This is a genomic window from Phocaeicola abscessus CCUG 55929, assembly GCF_000312445.1.
GTDB classification, from domain to species: Bacteria; Bacteroidota; Bacteroidia; order Bacteroidales; family Bacteroidaceae; genus Phocaeicola; species Phocaeicola abscessus.
The window spans coordinates 387,219-403,153 of the sequence record NZ_HE997182.1; the positions used below are offsets into that span (position 1 = coordinate 387,219).

General features: G+C 47.8%; 14 protein-coding genes. 5 read left to right on the top strand and 9 right to left on the bottom strand.

The annotated features are described in order from the left end of the window. Window positions 1–30: 30 nt before the first annotated feature. Together BN102_RS01615 and xerD are read right to left on the bottom strand one after the other, a co-directional pair. Complete coding sequence (locus BN102_RS01615) at window positions 31–1,707, bottom strand: tetratricopeptide repeat protein (protein ID WP_019207310.1); 1,677 nt, start codon at window positions 1,705–1,707, stop codon at window positions 31–33. Window positions 1,708–1,849: 142 nt separating this feature from the next. Continuing rightward, window positions 1,850–2,779: a site-specific tyrosine recombinase XerD gene (gene xerD, locus BN102_RS01620; RefSeq protein WP_036786923.1), complete on the bottom strand. Its 930-nt coding sequence runs from the start codon at window positions 2,777–2,779 to the stop codon at window positions 1,850–1,852. 60 nt (window positions 2,780–2,839) lie between these two features. Here xerD and aroQ point away from each other — a divergent pair, with 60 nt between their 5' ends. Genes aroQ through BN102_RS01640 form a run of 4 tightly spaced genes read left to right on the top strand, consistent with a single transcriptional unit; the run spans window position 2,840 to window position 5,494 of the window. Next, complete coding sequence (gene aroQ, locus BN102_RS01625; protein ID WP_021312044.1) at window positions 2,840–3,277, top strand: type II 3-dehydroquinate dehydratase; 438 nt, start codon at window positions 2,840–2,842, stop codon at window positions 3,275–3,277. Further along, window positions 3,274–3,912 (top strand): O-methyltransferase, encoded by a 639-nt coding sequence (locus tag BN102_RS01630; RefSeq protein WP_019207313.1) that lies wholly within the window; start codon window positions 3,274–3,276, stop codon window positions 3,910–3,912. Before aroQ ends, BN102_RS01630 begins: the two co-directional genes overlap by 4 nt. A gap of 4 nt (window positions 3,913–3,916) precedes the next feature. Beyond that, window positions 3,917–4,252, top strand: coding sequence for a 30S ribosome-binding factor RbfA (rbfA, locus tag BN102_RS01635; RefSeq protein ID WP_019207314.1), 336 nt, complete (start codon window positions 3,917–3,919; stop codon window positions 4,250–4,252). Between the two features lie 6 nt (window positions 4,253–4,258). Further along, window positions 4,259–5,494, top strand: a complete 1,236-nt coding sequence (locus BN102_RS01640) for an FtsX-like permease family protein (RefSeq protein WP_019207315.1) — start codon at window positions 4,259–4,261, stop codon at window positions 5,492–5,494. Window positions 5,495–5,544: 50 nt separating this feature from the next. On the opposite strand, the gene dusB is transcribed toward BN102_RS01640, so the two are convergent. Beyond that, the gene (gene dusB / locus BN102_RS01645; RefSeq protein ID WP_019207316.1) at window positions 5,545–6,549 is read right to left on the bottom strand and encodes a tRNA dihydrouridine synthase DusB; all 1,005 of its coding nucleotides are present in this window, start codon (window positions 6,547–6,549) and stop codon (window positions 5,545–5,547) included. 71 nt (window positions 6,550–6,620) lie between these two features. Here dusB and BN102_RS01650 point away from each other — a divergent pair, with 71 nt between their 5' ends. Next, a complete protein-coding gene (locus tag BN102_RS01650) occupies window positions 6,621–7,907 on the top strand; it encodes a peptidase U32 family protein (RefSeq protein ID WP_019207317.1) in 1,287 nt (428 codons plus the stop codon). Window positions 7,908–8,233: 326 nt separating this feature from the next. Here BN102_RS01650 and BN102_RS01655 read toward each other — a convergent pair whose 3' ends face one another. The 6 genes from BN102_RS01655 to BN102_RS01680 form a co-directional block, all read right to left on the bottom strand. Further along, window positions 8,234–8,989, bottom strand: coding sequence for a succinate dehydrogenase/fumarate reductase iron-sulfur subunit (locus BN102_RS01655; RefSeq protein ID WP_019207318.1), 756 nt, complete (start codon window positions 8,987–8,989; stop codon window positions 8,234–8,236). Window positions 8,990–9,010: 21 nt separating this feature from the next. After that, entirely contained in the window at window positions 9,011–10,969 is a 1,959-nt protein-coding gene (locus BN102_RS01660) for a fumarate reductase/succinate dehydrogenase flavoprotein subunit (RefSeq protein WP_019207319.1), read from the bottom strand. A gap of 44 nt (window positions 10,970–11,013) precedes the next feature. Further along, window positions 11,014–11,685, bottom strand: coding sequence for a succinate dehydrogenase cytochrome b subunit (locus BN102_RS01665; protein ID WP_021312039.1), 672 nt, complete (start codon window positions 11,683–11,685; stop codon window positions 11,014–11,016). Between the two features lie 204 nt (window positions 11,686–11,889). Further along, window positions 11,890–13,515 carry a S41 family peptidase gene (locus tag BN102_RS01670; RefSeq protein WP_051007700.1) on the bottom strand — a complete coding sequence of 542 codons (1,626 nt, stop codon included), beginning with the start codon at window positions 13,513–13,515 and terminating at the stop codon, window positions 11,890–11,892. Beyond that, window positions 13,505–13,975, bottom strand: coding sequence for a pantetheine-phosphate adenylyltransferase (gene coaD, locus BN102_RS01675; RefSeq protein ID WP_019207322.1), 471 nt, complete (start codon window positions 13,973–13,975; stop codon window positions 13,505–13,507). Before coaD ends, BN102_RS01670 begins: the two co-directional genes overlap by 11 nt. After that, window positions 13,972–15,930 (bottom strand): DNA topoisomerase IV subunit B, encoded by a 1,959-nt coding sequence (locus BN102_RS01680; protein WP_019207323.1) that lies wholly within the window; start codon window positions 15,928–15,930, stop codon window positions 13,972–13,974. The genes coaD and BN102_RS01680 overlap by 4 nt, the downstream gene beginning before the upstream one ends. Window positions 15,931–15,935: the final 5 nt, after the last annotated feature.

Consider the following 15,935-nt stretch of genomic DNA (forward strand, 5'->3'; position numbering starts at 1 on the left):
TCGGTGTTATGACGAGTCGATTCCGGTTGGTTATTTTATTTCGTCGGCATATTTGGCGAATTCGCGGTCAGCTGCTGCCTTAGCGGCAAGAGAGGGATCTTTCATCACCGCCCGCTGCATGGCGCTCTTGACCAACGAGGCGTTGTTCGTGCGGGCACCGACGATCGCCATCAAGTAATCGGTCATTGCATCGGGGTTTTTAATGCTTTCCAACGTGCTCTTCGCCTTGTTGTAATCCTTGACCAGGATCTGTGCTTGCGCGGCGCTGTTGGTAGCCGCATTGCCGAACGCATTCACGGCTTTCTGATACTGTCCTTGTTTGATATACAGATTGCCCAACGCTTCGTTGGCGGCACTGGCGCCGGTGGCTTTGCCTAAATAAGCTTCGGCGGCGGGGACATGGTTCTTCGCCAATTCCACCAGTCCTAAGTTCGCGTTGACTTCGGCGGCATTCGCATTCAGTGAGGCGGCTTTTTGGAAGAACGATTGCGCCATATCGATGTCACCGGCTGCATAAGCCAGTTCGCCCAAGTTGTTGTAGGCGCGGTAATCGTTCGGGTAACGTTCTTTCGTCTTATTATAAATGGCTTCTTTGCGAGCGTTATCGTTGGTCAGGGTAGCGGCGTACAGAAGTTCCTCTACGTTCAGCACTTTGGGATCGGTGTCGAAGGCTTCGTTGATCTCGTCGTCGGAACGGCCGATGATCTCGTAATTCGCGGTCAGCCGAGCGCGGCGCAGCTGGGGCAAGATCTCGTCGGCCAACGTTTTATATACGGAAGAGATGTTCTTGATTTCGGTTTCCCGCTGCTGCGGATCGCTGTACATGGACAGGACGCGCAGTATCAAGTCCTTGTCTTGCAGATTGGATTTGGAAACCAGCTCCTTGAAACCTTCCCAGTCTTGAGCGGTATAGTTGGCATCCAGATTGGCATCGATCTTCGCCTTCTTCAGCTGTCTGGCCATGTATTTCTCGGTATTGCTTTCGCGACTCTTCGCCAGGTCCGTATTCAAACTTACGCCGCCGTCGGGCGAAGCGTATGCGGAAACTTCGATATTGTCGATCCTATAATTCTTGGTATCGCTGTTCAATTCCGCCACTTTCTTGTGGAAATTTTTGATATCTTCCGAGTTCAGTTCGCTGTTGCGCAGATTCGCCTGTTGGATGAGGAACATGATGTTCGCCTGTTCGGCTTGCTTGATGATGCGCTGATACGCGTCGTCGGCATGCGAGGCATGAGCGCTGTTTACTGTCGGGAGTTCGGAAGTGGCGATCACACCGTCGGCGATTTTAACCGAAGGAATGGCGTACGACTTCCTTCCTTTGGTGATGACGAAATCCAGATAAAGTTCCGAGTTGGCCATCTCGGGCACATAGTCGAATGAGGTCTTCATCGTATAGTCACCACCCATTTTATAGGAGATGGTTTGACCGTTCCCTTCTACCTTTTCCCCCTGAAATAGAGCGGGCTGGCCTTTCGCTTGGCCGCCATTCCATCTTAACACCGGGGTTACTTGTACGGAGGCATTCTTCTTCATATACTTTTCCGGAAACCGGCCATTAATGGTTACGGGAACTGTTCCGCCCACCGCTTCGAGGATTTGCGGGTTCGTCGTGAAGTAGTCGGACGATAAGGCTCCCATCTTTCCGCAAGCGGAAAATACGACGATCATTACTGCCATCAAAGGCAAATACATTTTTTTAATCATGGGTTACTCTATTTTTTATGGTTTATCTATAAATAAATTCTCCGTCTTTTATCAGGACAAAGATAGGAAAAACATTTCCGAATCACTCGACCAGAGTCTCTTTTTTCTGCAAATTATATTAAAAAGAGTAAAACGGAACGGGTTATCGGCATCGTTCTTCGTGGAATTTAATGTTTCGGGGGTGATGGTCGATGATTTCGCTTCGAAGCAGGTTGCGGTCTATATGGGTATATATTTCGGTGGTTCCGATGCTTTCATGCCCCAACATCGCCTGGATGGCTCGGAGGTTGGCGCCGCCTTCCAGCAAATGCGTCGCAAAAGAATGCCGGAAGGTATGGGGGCTGATCGCCTTCCTCAAACCGATGCGGGCCGCCAACTCCTTGATGATGTGAAAAACCATGATACGGGAGATGTTCTTTCCAAATTTGCTGATGAAGACATAGTCCTCATAACCGGGCCTGATGCGTTGGTGGTTGCGGTCGTCGAAATACAGGGTTATTTCTCGGATCGCTTTCTGCGAAATGGGCACCAGGCGTTGTTTGTCGCCTTTCCCTTCCACCTTGATGAAGCCGTCGTCGAGATATAAGTCGGAGATTTTCAGGCGACAAAGCTCCGAGACTCGAAGTCCGCAGCTATATAACGTCTCCAAGATCGCCCGGTTCCGTTGCCCCTCTTTGGCTGTCCGATCGATGACTTCTATCAGGTTGTCGATCTCTTCGACGGACAGGATTTCCGGCAAATGGAATCCGATTCGAGGCGATTCCAAAAGTTCCGTCGGATCGTTTTCCAGGTAATCTTCCAGCAAAAGGAAATGATAGAAGGAGCGAATACCGGACAGGATCCTCGCCTGAGATTTCGCATGGAGGCCTATGTCCTTCAAAGCTGCCGAGAACGTTTCCAAATCTTCCAATCCGACTTCGAGCGGCGACTTCTTCTCGATCGAGAGGTAGTGCATGAGTTTGGTCAAATCCGTCAGATAAGCCTCGACCGTATGGCCGGAAAGCGATTTCTCCAGCTTCAAATATTGCCTGTATTTCGCTAATATCTTGTTTGTTTCTTCGCTCATTCTCATTTCTTTTGCTAACTTTGCTTCGAAATACAAATTTAGAAAAACTTCAGAGAGTTTGCCATGATGAAGATTCAAATTATTAACGGTCCGAACATCAACTTGCTGGGAAAACGGGAACCCGGCATTTACGGCAGCAGATCGTTCGATGACTACCTGAACGAACTGCGGAAAGCTTATCCTCAAATCGAATTGGATGCCTTTCAATCGAACTTCGAAGGTGCAATGATCGACAAGTTGCAGGAAGCAGGCTTCGCTTCCAAGGGGATCGTCTTAAACGCCGGCGCATACACGCACACTTCCATTGCGTTGCAGGACACGATTCGGGCTATCCCAGCGCCAGTGGTTGAGGTGCATATTTCGAATGTCTATCGACGGGAAGAATACCGACATACCTCCCTGATTTCCTGTGCGTGTCTGGGCGTGATCTGCGGTTTCGGATTAGATTCCTACCGCTTAGGCGTGGAGGCTTTGTTAAAGAGAGCAGAAGTTCGACAACGATGAAAGAAACCGATCCGATAGACGACTACATCCTTTCGCATATCGATCGGGAAGACGATTATCTAAATGCGTTGTATCGGGCTACTCATCTGAAACTCCTGCGTCCGCGGATGGCTTCCGGCCATTTGCAAGGTCGAATGCTCAAGATGTTTGTGGAGATGATCCGTCCTCGTCAGGTGTTAGAAATCGGCACCTACAGCGGTTACTCCGCGCTTTGCATGGCAGAGGGCTTGAAAGAGGGAGCGATGCTGCATACGTTCGAAATCAATGACGAACAGGAAGAATTTACTCGCCCTTGGCTCGAACGGTCTGCGTACGCAGACAGGATAACCCTTTACATGGGCGACGTATTGACGTTGCTGCCCGACATGAATATCGTCTTCGATATGGCTTTCATCGACGGAAACAAACGTAACTATGAGGATTATTATGAATTGGTGTTGAAAAAATTGAGAGCCGGCGGCTTTATCTTCGCCGATAACACATTATGGGACGGCCATATACTGACAGAACCGGCAAAAAACGACCCACAAACTTCAGGCATTAGAAAATTCAACGACCGGGTGGCGGCCGACCAGCGGGTGGAAAAGGTAATCCTTCCTCTGCGCGACGGTTTGACCATCATCCGAAAAAAGTAACGATATGGATTCGAAAAGACAAAATAAAATTGCTCGATTATTGCAGAAAGAACTCGGCAACATCTTCTTGATACAAGCCAAATCGATGAAGCACATCATCATCACCGTAACGGAAGTACGCGTAAGCGCCGACTTGAGCGTGGCCAAGGCTTATCTGAGCGTTTTCCCTTCGGAACGCGGACAGGAAATCATTCAGCACGTAACCGATAATGTACGGTCGATACGGTACGAGCTGGGTACTCGTGTCCGTTTTCAGTTACGGATCATACCGGAACTGAAGTTCTTTTTGGATGAATCACTGGATAAACTCGAGCACATCGACGAACTCTTGAAAAAGTAAACCGCAGTGAATGTCTCCTTCTACATTGCCAGACGTTATCTGCTTTCCAAAAAATCGCACAACGCTATCAATGTGATTTCGGGCATTTCCGTTTGCGGAGTCGCGCTGGCCACCGTGGCATTGATATGCACCTTATCCGTTTTTAACGGCTTTCGCGATTTGGTCGCCACGTTCTTTACGGCTTTCGATCCCGAACTGAAAGTCTGCGTTGCAACGGGAAAAGTATTCGACGGCGAAGATCCGCGCATTCAATCCCTCCGAGAGTTGCCGGAAATCGCTGTACTCTCTAAAGTGCTCGAAGAAAATGCAATGGTGCAATACAAGGATCGTCAGACAATGGCGGTCATAAAAGGAGTAGAAGACAACTACGAAGAAGTAGCTCCCATCGACAGCATCCTATTCGGAAAGGGAGAGCCGGTGCTTCACGACGACGTGGCAAACTATGCAATTCCCGGAGTAGAATTGATCTCCTCTTTAAATACCGGCATCCATTTCCTCGATCCGCTTACGGTCTACGCTCCCAAACGCGGAAGCAAAATCAATGTAGCCAATCCTTCCGCCGGTTTTATGACAGAACGCTTATTTTCGTCCGGATTAATCTTTGCCGTAAACCAGCAGAAATACGACGCTTCCTACATTCTTACTTCGCTGCAGTTCGCCCGGCAACTTTTTCAATACGATAAGGAAGTGAGTTCCGTCGCGATCCGGCTAAAAGAGAACGTCCACGTACGTCAAGCGAAAAGAAAGATACAACGGCTTTTGGGAAGTGACTTCATCGTTCAGGATCGCTATGAACAGCAAGCTGATACGTTCCGCATCATGGAAGTAGAAAAGTTGATTTCTTATCTTTTCCTGACGTTCATCTTGGTTATCGCATGCTTCAATATCATCGGTTCTCTTTCAATGCTGATCATCGATAAAAAAGCGGACGTCATCACCTTGCGCAATCTCGGAGCCAACGACAAACTCATCACCCGGATATTCCTGTTCGAAGGGCGTTTGATTTTGCTCTTCGGAGCGATCATCGGGGTTGTTTTAGGTTTAACGCTTTGTTTCCTTCAACAAGCATTCGGCCTTCTTTCCTTAGGAGATGGAAGCTCGGCAGGATTCGTCGTCGACGCTTATCCCGTCAGCGTCCATTCGACTGACGTCGTCTTAGTGCTTGCAACCGTATTGTTCGTCGGATTTATTGCCGTATGGTATCCGATACGGTATCTCAGCAAAAGATTACTTTCTAAATAGAAGATCTCCGGATGATCGACACTTTCTCCCTCTCCATGAGATTACAAAGATCATATCGCATCGGTTTTCAGTAAGTCGGGAGATTGCCGGTTAACATCGTCGAGGACGGCAAACAATTCATCGACCGTCTCTGCGCGTAACATCTTGATCCGCGTATCCCGAAAGTTAGGAATTCCTTTAAATAAAGGCGAAGCCGCTAAATGGCGACGAACATGCAAAATGCCTCTCCGCTCGCCCAATAAGTCCACGCTCTCGGCAATCTCTTGGCGCAATACATCGAGTCGCCACTCGAAAGATAAGGATGGCAGTTCTTCGCCCGTCTGCAAAAAATGTTTCACCTCCTTAAATATCCACGGGCGTCCGAAGCTGGCTCGCCCGATCATGATGGCATCTACGTTGTATCTGTCAAAACATTCTCTCGCCCGCTGAGGGGTTGCGATATCTCCGTTGCCTATGACGGGAATGTACAGGCGGGGGTTTTCCTTTACCTTACTGATCCAGGTCCAGTCCGCTTCGCCTCTATACATCTGCGCTCTCGTTCTTCCATGAACGGTCAAAGCCGCTATGCCGCAGTCTTGCAATCGTTCGGCCAAATCTACTATGATTCTATGTTCATCATCCCATCCTAAACGTGTTTTTACCGTAACGGGCAGGTTCACTGCTTTCACAACGGCTCCGGTCATCTCCAACATCTTGGGAACATGCTGTAACATGCCGGCTCCAGCTCCTTTCCTCGCCACGCGTTTCACCGGACAACCGAAATTCAGATCCAGGATGTCGGGGTTCGCTTCTTCCACCATCTTGGCCGCTTCGACCATGGTTTCCGTATCTTTCCCGTAGATCTGAATGGCCACAGGACGCTCTTCGTCATTGATATGCAACTTCCGCAGAGTCTTTTCTACCGACCGGATCAGCGCATCCGACGAAATAAACTCCGTATATACCAAGTCCGCCCCGAAGCGCTTGCACATCAATCTGAAAGCCGGATCGGTCACATCTTCCATCGGTGCCAAGCATACCGGATATGGACCCAAGTCGATATCTTTGATTTTCATTCTTTTGTCCTTTCCTCCCTGCAAAAGTACGGAAAAACTCCTACCTTTGCATGTGGATCAGAATAAAAACAATGAACGACCGTATAAAAGACTTTGAGATCATGGCACCTATCGGCTCGCGGGAATCGCTCGCCGCAGCGATTCAGGCCGGCGCCGACTCGATCTACTTCGGTATCGAGAGCTTGAACATGCGCGCTCATTCCACCCATACTTTCACTCTCGACGACTTGAAAGAAATAACCGAGATTTGCGCTGCCCATGCCGTCAAGAGTTATCTTACGGTCAACACGATTATTTACGATGAGGACATCGCACTCATGCGAAAGATCGTCGATACGGCGAAAGCGGCACATATCAGCGCTGTGATTGCCTGCGATATCGCCGTCATGAATTATTGTTACGAAGTGGGACAAGAGGTGCACCTGTCCACCCAACTGAATATCAGCAACACCGAAGCATTGAAGTTCTATGCACGTTTTGCCGATGTCGTCGTCTTGGCGCGCGAGTTGAACCTCAGGCAAGTCAAAACGATATACGATACCATCCGGAAAGAACAGATCCGCGGCCCGAAGGGAGAATTGATCCGAATAGAGATGTTCTGTCACGGCGCGCTATGTATGGCCATCTCCGGGAAATGTTATTTGAGCTTGCACAACCTCAACGCGTCGGCTAATCGCGGAGCTTGCATGCAGGTTTGCCGACGGGCTTATACAGTGAAGGATCGCGAAAGCGACATCGAACTGGATGTGGACAACCAATATATCATGTCTCCCAAAGATTTGAAGACCATCAGATTTATGGACGAGATGATAGAGGCAGGCGTCCGGGTGTTCAAGATCGAAGGTCGCGCACGTAGCCCGGAGTACGTACGCACCGTGGTGGAATGTTATAAGGAAGCCATCGAATCTTACCTTGAGAACACCTTTACGGAAGAAAAAAAATCGGCTTGGGACGAGCGGCTGAAAACGGTTTTCAATCGAGGGTTTTGGAACGGTTACTATTTAGGACAACGCTTGGGGGAATGGAGCGAGAATTACGGCTCGGAAGCTACGGAGCGCAAAGTCTACGTCGGTTCGGGAGTGAAATATTTCTCGAATATCGGCGTAGCAGAATTCATTGTCGAAGCAGCCGAAATGAAAATAGGCGATAAACTGTTGATCACCGGCCCGACAAGCGGGGCGATCTTCCTTACTCTGGAAGAAGCCCGCGTCGATTTAAAACCCGTCCAAACGGTTCATAAAGGAGAACACGTTTCCTTTAAAGTTCCGGAAAAGATCCGCCCCAGCGACAAATTATACAAATTAGTTCTTTCGGAAGAAATTAAAAGAAAGCCGGGCAACCGAGCCTTCTCCGTTTAAAGCGATACATAAAAAATGGAGTACCGCTGTACTCCAACCTTTGTTAACCTTAAATCTAATACTATGAAAAAAATCACAATACAAATGTAAGCTTCTTCCGTGCTCTCTACAAAAAAAGAACCAGAAAAAACGGCTATATTAATATTATTTCACGAAAACAAGGTTTTTACTTATCAAAACGAAAGCCATCCGACACTAATGCCGGCGATCGGTAATTTCGCCGTAAGCCTTCGAAGACAGAATACCTCTTGCCCCGTGCCACCTAATAAAACAGGAAAGTGTGCCTATTGTCGACACACTTTCTCGTTCCCAAGGATCTTCGTAGATTAATCTTTCAGCTTGGCGCAAATAAATTCGCGGTTCAACCGAGCGATATTGCTGACGGAAACATTTTTGGGACATTCCGCCTCGCAGGCACGGGTATTCGTACAGTTACCGAAACCCAATTCGTCCATCTTGGCCAACATGGCTTTAGCGCGACGCGGCGCCTCTATCTTTCCTTGCGGAAGCAATGCCAGCTGGCTGACTTTAGCCGAGACAAAAAGCATGGCCGAACCGTTTTTACAAGCGGCTACACAGGCACCGCAACCGATGCAGGCCGCTGCATCCATCGCCTCATCGGCATCCTTCTTGGGAATAGGAATGGCATTGGCATCCGGAACACCGCCCGTATTCACAGAAATATAGCCACCGGCTTGCATAATCTTATCGTAGGCCGTACGGTCGACCATCAGGTCGCGGATAACAGGGAAACCTGCCGAACGCCATGGTTCTACGGTAATCGTATCGCCGTCGTTGAAGCGACGCATATAAATCTGACAGGTCGTGGCACCGGTTGCCGGACCATGCGGATGGCCATTGATATACATGGAACACATGCCGCAGATGCCCTCGCGGCAATCATGATCGAATACGATCGGTTCCTTACCTTCGTCCACAAGCTGCTGGTTTAAGATATCCATCATCTCCAGGAAAGAGGTATCACCGGGGATGTCTTTCATTTGGAACGTATCAAAGTGCCCTTTTTCCTTCGGACCTCTTTGTCGCCAAACTTTAAGCGTAAAACTTATATTTTTATCCATGATTTCTATTCGATTAAATGATTAAGACTTATAGTTACGAGTTTGAACCTTGATATACTGATAGTTCAAATCTTCCTTCATCAATTCCGGTTCTACACCTTCGCCTTTGTATTTCCAACAAGCAACGTAAGAGAAATTGGCATCGTCGCGTTCGGCTTCGCCTTCCGGCGTCTGATGCTCTTCCCGGAAATGTCCGCCGCAAGATTCTTCCCGATTCAAAGCGTCGTAAGCCATCAATTCGCCGATTTCGATAAAGTCGGCCAAACGAATAGCCTTTTCGAGTTCGACATTCAGGTCTTCGGCATTACCTGGAACACGGAGATCGTTCCAGAATATCTTTCTTATGTCTTTCAACTTAGCCAAAGCAGTAGTCAGAGACTCTTTCGTACGTCCCATCCCGACGTATTCCCACATGACATGCCCCAGTTCCTTGTGAATAGAATCGACCGAGCGCGTGCCCTTGATGTTCATTAACTTCTGAATCTTATCCTTAACGGCTTTCTCCGCTTCCTCGAATTCAGGTAGTTCGACAGAGAAGCGCGGAACCTGAATCTGATCGGACAGATAGTTTTGAATGGTATAAGGCAGAATAAAGTAACCGTCGGCCAGTCCTTGCATCAAAGCGGAAGCGCCTAACCGATTCGCTCCGTGATCCGAGAAATTGGCTTCGCCGATAGCAAATAAACCTTTTATGGACGTCATCAATTCATAGTCCACCCAAATACCGCCCATCGTATAGTGAATGGCCGGGAAGATCATCATCGGATTATGATAGGGATTCACATCGGTAATCTCCTCGTACATATCGAACAGGTTTCCATAGCGCTGTTTCACGACGTCTACGCCCAAACGGGCTATCGCGTATTTGAAATCCAGGAATACCGCTAACCCCGTGTTATTCACGCCGAAACCCTTGTCGCAACGTTCCTTTGCAGCACGAGACGCCACATCGCGAGGAACCAGGTTACCGAATGCTGGATAGCGCCGCTCCAAATAGAAATCGCGGTCCTCGTCGGGGATGTCATTGGGATCCAAGGTGCCCGCTTGTAATTTTTTTGCATCTTCGAGCTTCTTGGGCACCCAGATTCGGCCGTCATTACGAAGTGATTCCGACATCAGGGTTAATTTGGATTGCTTATCGCCGTGGACAGGAATACAAGTCGGATGAATCTGAGCAAAGCAGGGATCGGCAAACCATGCGCCTTTCCGGTAACATTGCATGGCGGCAGAGCCGTTCGAAGCCATCGCATTGGTGGAGAGAAAGTAGGCGTTTCCATAACCGCCCGTACCGATGACAACGGCATGAGCGGCAAAGCGCTCGATCTTGCCTGTCACCAAATTGCGGGCAATGATGCCGCGAGCACGTTCAACTCCCTCCTTATCCCGAATGAGCACCACGTCCAACATCTCGTAGCGGGTATACAACTTCACCGTACCGAGATGGACCTGCCGACTCAAAGCGGAATAAGCCCCCAACAGCAACTGTTGTCCGGTTTGTCCGCGGGCGTAAAATGTACGCGAGACCTGTACGCCGCCGAACGAACGATTCGCTAACGTCCCGCCATATTCACGAGCGAACGGAACGCCTTGTGCCACACATTGGTCGATGATAGCGGCCGAGACTTCAGCCAACCGATACACATTCGCTTCGCGGGAACGATAGTCGCCGCCTTTGATGGTATCATAGAACAACCGATAGACAGAATCTCCGTCGTTTTGATAATTTTTGGCAGCGTTAATCCCTCCTTGCGCCGCAATAGAATGAGCGCGGCGAGGAGAATCCTGAATGCAGAAGTTCAAAACATTAAAGCCTTGCGCTCCCAGAGAAGCTGCTGCGGATGCGCCTGCCAATCCCGTTCCGACGATAATGATATCTAAACGACGTTTATTAGCAGGATTTACTAATTTCTGATGAGCTTTATAGTTAGTCCATTTCTCAGCCAAGGGACCTTCAGGTATTTTTGAATTTATAGTAGTCATATTTTTACGATTTTATCGATTAAAAAATTCAACGGGTCAAGTCTTCAAAAAGACTCGAAGTAGAATACAAGCACAACGATTATAAAGCCTAAAATAAGCAAAGTGGTATAAATTTTCCCGATAACTTCCCACCGTTTCATCCAAATCTGATTGTTCCAACCGAGCGTATGCATCGCGCTCCAGAATCCATGAGACAAGTGGAACCACAAAGCCACTAACCAAACGACATACAATGCGACATAGAGCCAGCAACTGAACGTTTGCTGAATATAGCCGTAACCGTCCGTCGCATCCAAACCTCCCAGAAGAGGATTGCCGATCAATTCCGCAAACATCATGTTATACCAGAAATTGAACAGGTGGAGCAACAGTCCGAGCACGATAACAATTCCCAGCACAAACATGTTTTGTGACGCCCATTCTACCGATTTCGGCCGATCGGTCACGGCATAACGGTCTGTCCCGCGTGCGGCACGGTTCTGCCATGTCAACCAGAGAGCATAGATGATGTGAACCACCGCTAATGCTGCCAATCCGACCGTCCCTACCAATGCATACCAATTGGCACCCAAAAATCCGCAAATAGCATTGTAGGCATTCCCGGAAAACAAGGCTACCAGATTCATCGACAAGTGAAACGTCAGAAACAGGATAAGGGCGAGACCTGTTATGCTCATCACCACTTTCCTTCCAATAGATGAATTACTTAACCACATAAATGATCGAATTTAAATTATGAATTATTAAATTACTAAACTCAAGTCACATCTTATGAATCAATAACGCAAAATTAAACGAAAGATCTCTATAACGCAAGGAATTATAGAAATATTTCTTTAATTCTGTTTGATGGGAACACGACTTTCTTTTCTCACATTTATTATTCATAACTGTCCATTGCTGAAAGTTCCTTTCGCTTTTTACCGTCCAACCGGTCGGTCATTTTTTATAAAGAGTTGATCGAACTCTTTTTCTTTCAGCAAATTCAATGCTTTCTTTACGCTTAGATTAGCTTCGTTGATTATCTGATAATACTCGCTCGTATTCCATAAATCTCTTGCTATTAAAGCTTTCAACTGCAATTTCATCAAAGGGAGCGATTTTCGGTACTCGTCTTCATTTTTACAGGTAATTCCCTCTTTCTTTGCCAAATCGATCAGTTGTCGGATCATGCCGTCGGTAATTTCGAAGCGGCGGTTGAAATCTTCCAATTTCTTATACTTTTCAACCCATTCATTACGGTAGGCATCAATCAATTGAAAATGATACCTCAACAAGACGCCTTTCAACGCTATTCGGCGATGATAGGCGGTATACATGGTCGTATCCACCGGAACAAAGTAGTCGGGCATAATTCCACCGCCGCCATAAACGGTACGGCGTAATTTCAAGGTCTGATACTTCAACGAATCGGGAAAGTGGATACTGTCTGCATTTATCATTTCGCCGCTGTTATACCGTTTCAGCAACTCTTCATTGTAGTCTGCCAGGTTCTTGCCATACGTTTTTTGAATACAACGCCCGGATGGAGTATAATACCGAGCCACCGTTAAGCGAATCATTGAACCGTCCGGCAAATCGATAGGTCGTTGCACCAACCCTTTGCCGAAGCTCCTCCTCCCGACGATAATTCCTCTATCCCAATCTTGAACGGCACCCGTGACTATTTCGCTCGCCGAAGCGGTATACTCGTCGATCAGTATAATCAATCTCCCCTTCTGCAACAAGCCTGTTCCTTTTGCGCGGAATTCGCTTCGTGGATTCTTCCGCCCTTCGGTATAGACAATCAGTTCTTTCTTTCCTAAAAACTCATTCGTCATATCGATGGCCGCTTCCAAATAGCCTCCTCCATTGCCTTGCAAGTCCAGTATCAGATCTTTCATCCCTTCTCTCTGCAAATGTTGGAGGACTTCCCGAAACTCTTTATGCGTGGTGGCAGCAAAACGACTGATTTTGACATACCCTGTTCTCTTGTTGATAAGATACGAAGCGTCAATACTATAAACCGGTATTTTGTCCCTTTTGATCGTAAAGTCCAACAATCCGTCCACTCCTCTGCGCAAGACTTTCACATTGACTTTCGTGCCTTTCGGGCCACGGAGTTTACGCATAATCTTTTCAGTTCGCAGTTTCGTGCCCGCTATCGTCGTGTCGTTCACCGTGACAATCCGGTCGCCCGCCAATATGCCTATTTTTTCAGAAGGCCCTCCCGCTATCGGCTGAATCACCAGCAACGTATCTTCCACCATGCTAAACTGTATACCTATGCCATCGAACTTTCCTTGTAAGGGCTCCGTCAGTTCTCTTACTTCTTGGGGGTCGGAATAAGTAGAATGCGGGTCCAATTGTTCCAGCATCTTGATGATGGCACTGTCGACCAATTGCGCCTCATCGACCGAATCGACGTAGAGATTCGCTATGGCATACTCGGCCATCTGCAATTTATTCGACGGTTTATTCAAAAAAGAATGTTTCTGGGCATTCATCGCGTGGATGGAGCACAACGAAACCAGCAGGCACCATATTATTCTTCTCTTACATTTCATTTCGATCTAATTTTACGCCTTTCGGCAAGAATGCCGTCACATCTTTGCCGAAAACCCACAATTCTCTTACGGCAGAAGAACTGACGCAAGCCAAATCCGGCTCCGTAAGCAGCAGAATCGTTTCAATGCCCGACAAACGTTTATTCATATCCGCCATCTCTTTTTCGTATTCAAAATCTTTGATCGATCGGACTCCCCGAATGATAAATTCCGCCTTTTGTTCCTTTGCGAAATCCACCGTCAAGCCTCCATACGATATCACCTTTACACGCGGGTTATCGGCGTATACCCGTCGAATCATGTCAACGCGCCGCTCGACAGAAAAAAGAGTTTCTTTATGTACGTTACGTTCGATCACACTGACGACGATTTCATCCATAAAAGCCAAGGCCCGGTTTACTATCGACTCGTGCCCGACGGTAAACGGATCGAATGTCCCTGTAAACAATGCTCTTTTCATGCTTCGATCAAATCTTCCGTCAGATCTTCTTCCACGACTAAATTATCGATGATGAATCCCTGGCGTTCCATCGTATTTTTTCCCATATAGAATTCCAGCAGTTCTTTTACCTGATCCGTCCTGCGCAAAGTAACCTGTTCCAGACGGATATCTTTTCCGATAAAGAACCTGAATTCGTCCGGCGAGATTTCTCCCAACCCTTTGAATCGGGTAATTTCCGGATCCGGCCCAAGGTTTTTGATCGCTCGTTGACGCTCTTCCTCGGTATAACAATAGAGCGTGATAAAATCGCTCTTTTTTTCATTCGTATCCCGTTTCGCATCTACTTCAGCGATGATTTTCTTGTTCCTGATTTTCGTCCTGCGATTTCTGATACGAAACAAAGGAGTCTGCAAGATATACACGTGCCCTTTCTTTATCAGATCCGGAAAGAATTGCAGAAAGAAAGTGATCATCAGCAAGCGAATATGCATTCCGTCCACATCGGCATCGGTAGCTACGATCACTTTGTTATAGCGCAAGCCTTCCAAGCCTTCTTCAATATTCAATGCGGCTTGCAGCAAATTGAATTCTTCATTCTCGTAGACGACTTTCTTGGTCAGGCCGAAAGAATTCAGGGGTTTGCCCCGCAAGCTGAATACGGCTTGCGTATTGACGTCTCTGCTCTTCGTGATCGAGCCGCTGGCGGAATCGCCCTCTGTAATGAAGAGGCAGCTTTCTTCCTGCTGTCCGCCGCGAGTATCGCTCAAATGCACTCGACAATCGCGAAGTTTTCTGTTATGGAGATTGGCTTTCTTCGCTCGCTCGCGAGCTAATTTCGTGATGCCGTCGATCGCTTTGCGTTCTCTTTCCGAAGCCTGTATCTTCTGCATCATGATTTCGGCCGTATCGGGATGCTTATGCAAAAAATTATCCACCTCCGTCTTGACGAAATCGCTGATAAACTTATTCACGGAAGGACCTTCCGGGCCCATATTTGTCGAGCCGAGCTTTATCTTCGTCTGGCTTTCGAACAGGGGTTCCTGGACGTTGATGGCAATGGCCGCCACCAAGCCGTTGCGGATATCGGCGTAATCCAAATTCTTACTAAAGAATTCCTTAACGGTTCTGGCCAAATGTTCTTTAAAGGCGCTTTGATGAGTGCCTCCCTGCGTGGTATGCTGGCCGTTGACAAACGAATAATACTCTTCGCCATATTGATTCGTATGCGTAAAGGCTATTTCGATATCCTCTCCTTTCAAGTGAACGATATCATAGATGCCGGTTTCGGTCATCGTATCGTTCAGCATATCCGCCAAACCGTTGCGGGAAACGATTTTTTTGCCGTTGAAAATGATCGATAGACCGGCATTGAGATAAGTATAATTCCGAAGCATCGTCTCCACGAACTCCGGATTATAGCTGTAACCGGCAAACAAGGTCTGGTCCGGTTCGAAAAAGACATACGTGCCCGTCTGCCCCGCGGCATCTTCAGACTTGTCTTCCCATAGTTCGCCTTTTGCAAATCGAAGTTCGCGCACCTTTCCGTCCCGATAACTCCGAACGAGGAAATCGGCACTCAATGCATTGACGGCTTTCAGGCCGACCCCGTTCAATCCGACGCTTTTCTTAAACGCCTTGCTGTCATACTTGGCCCCGGTGTTCAACACGGAGACGGCTTCGGTCAACTTGCCCTGCGGAATCCCGCGACCGTAATCCCTGACGCCGACCCGAAGGTTATCCTCGATGGTAATTTCTATCTTACTGCCGGCATTCATTTTGAATTCATCGATACTGTTATCGATGACTTCTTTCAACAGCACATAAATACCGTCTTCCATATGCGAGCCGTCACCCAGCTTGCCGATATACATGCCGGGACGTGTCCTGACATGTTCCATATCGGTCAGATGCCGGATATTGTCATCATCGTAGATGATATGTTCGTCCATGGCTTTTTCGTTCTCCCTCATCATGATCG

What these genes read in the sequence shown, in the direction of transcription:
- rbfA (WP_019207314.1), top strand. Translation starts at nt 3,917, where the DNA reads ATGGATTCGAAAAGACAAAATAAAATTGCTCGATTATTGCAGAAAGAA.
- BN102_RS01670 (WP_051007700.1), bottom strand. Translation starts at nt 13,515, where the DNA reads ATGAAATGTAAGAGAAGAATAATATGGTGCCTGCTGGTTTCGTTGTGC.
- dusB (WP_019207316.1), bottom strand. Translation starts at nt 6,549, where the DNA reads ATGAAAATCAAAGATATCGACTTGGGTCCATATCCGGTATGCTTGGCA.
- BN102_RS01650 (WP_019207317.1), top strand. Translation starts at nt 6,621, where the DNA reads ATGAACGACCGTATAAAAGACTTTGAGATCATGGCACCTATCGGCTCG.
- BN102_RS01680 (WP_019207323.1), bottom strand. Translation starts at nt 15,930, where the DNA reads ATGATGAGGGAGAACGAAAAAGCCATGGACGAACATATCATCTACGAT.
- BN102_RS01660 (WP_019207319.1), bottom strand. Translation starts at nt 10,969, where the DNA reads ATGACTACTATAAATTCAAAAATACCTGAAGGTCCCTTGGCTGAGAAA.
- aroQ (WP_021312044.1), top strand. Translation starts at nt 2,840, where the DNA reads ATGAAGATTCAAATTATTAACGGTCCGAACATCAACTTGCTGGGAAAA.
- BN102_RS01615 (WP_019207310.1), bottom strand. Translation starts at nt 1,707, where the DNA reads ATGATTAAAAAAATGTATTTGCCTTTGATGGCAGTAATGATCGTCGTA.
- coaD (WP_019207322.1), bottom strand. Translation starts at nt 13,975, where the DNA reads ATGAAAAGAGCATTGTTTACAGGGACATTCGATCCGTTTACCGTCGGG.
- BN102_RS01655 (WP_019207318.1), bottom strand. Translation starts at nt 8,989, where the DNA reads ATGGATAAAAATATAAGTTTTACGCTTAAAGTTTGGCGACAAAGAGGT.
- BN102_RS01665 (WP_021312039.1), bottom strand. Translation starts at nt 11,685, where the DNA reads ATGTGGTTAAGTAATTCATCTATTGGAAGGAAAGTGGTGATGAGCATA.
- xerD (WP_036786923.1), bottom strand. Translation starts at nt 2,779, where the DNA reads ATGAGAATGAGCGAAGAAACAAACAAGATATTAGCGAAATACAGGCAA.
- BN102_RS01630 (WP_019207313.1), top strand. Translation starts at nt 3,274, where the DNA reads ATGAAAGAAACCGATCCGATAGACGACTACATCCTTTCGCATATCGAT.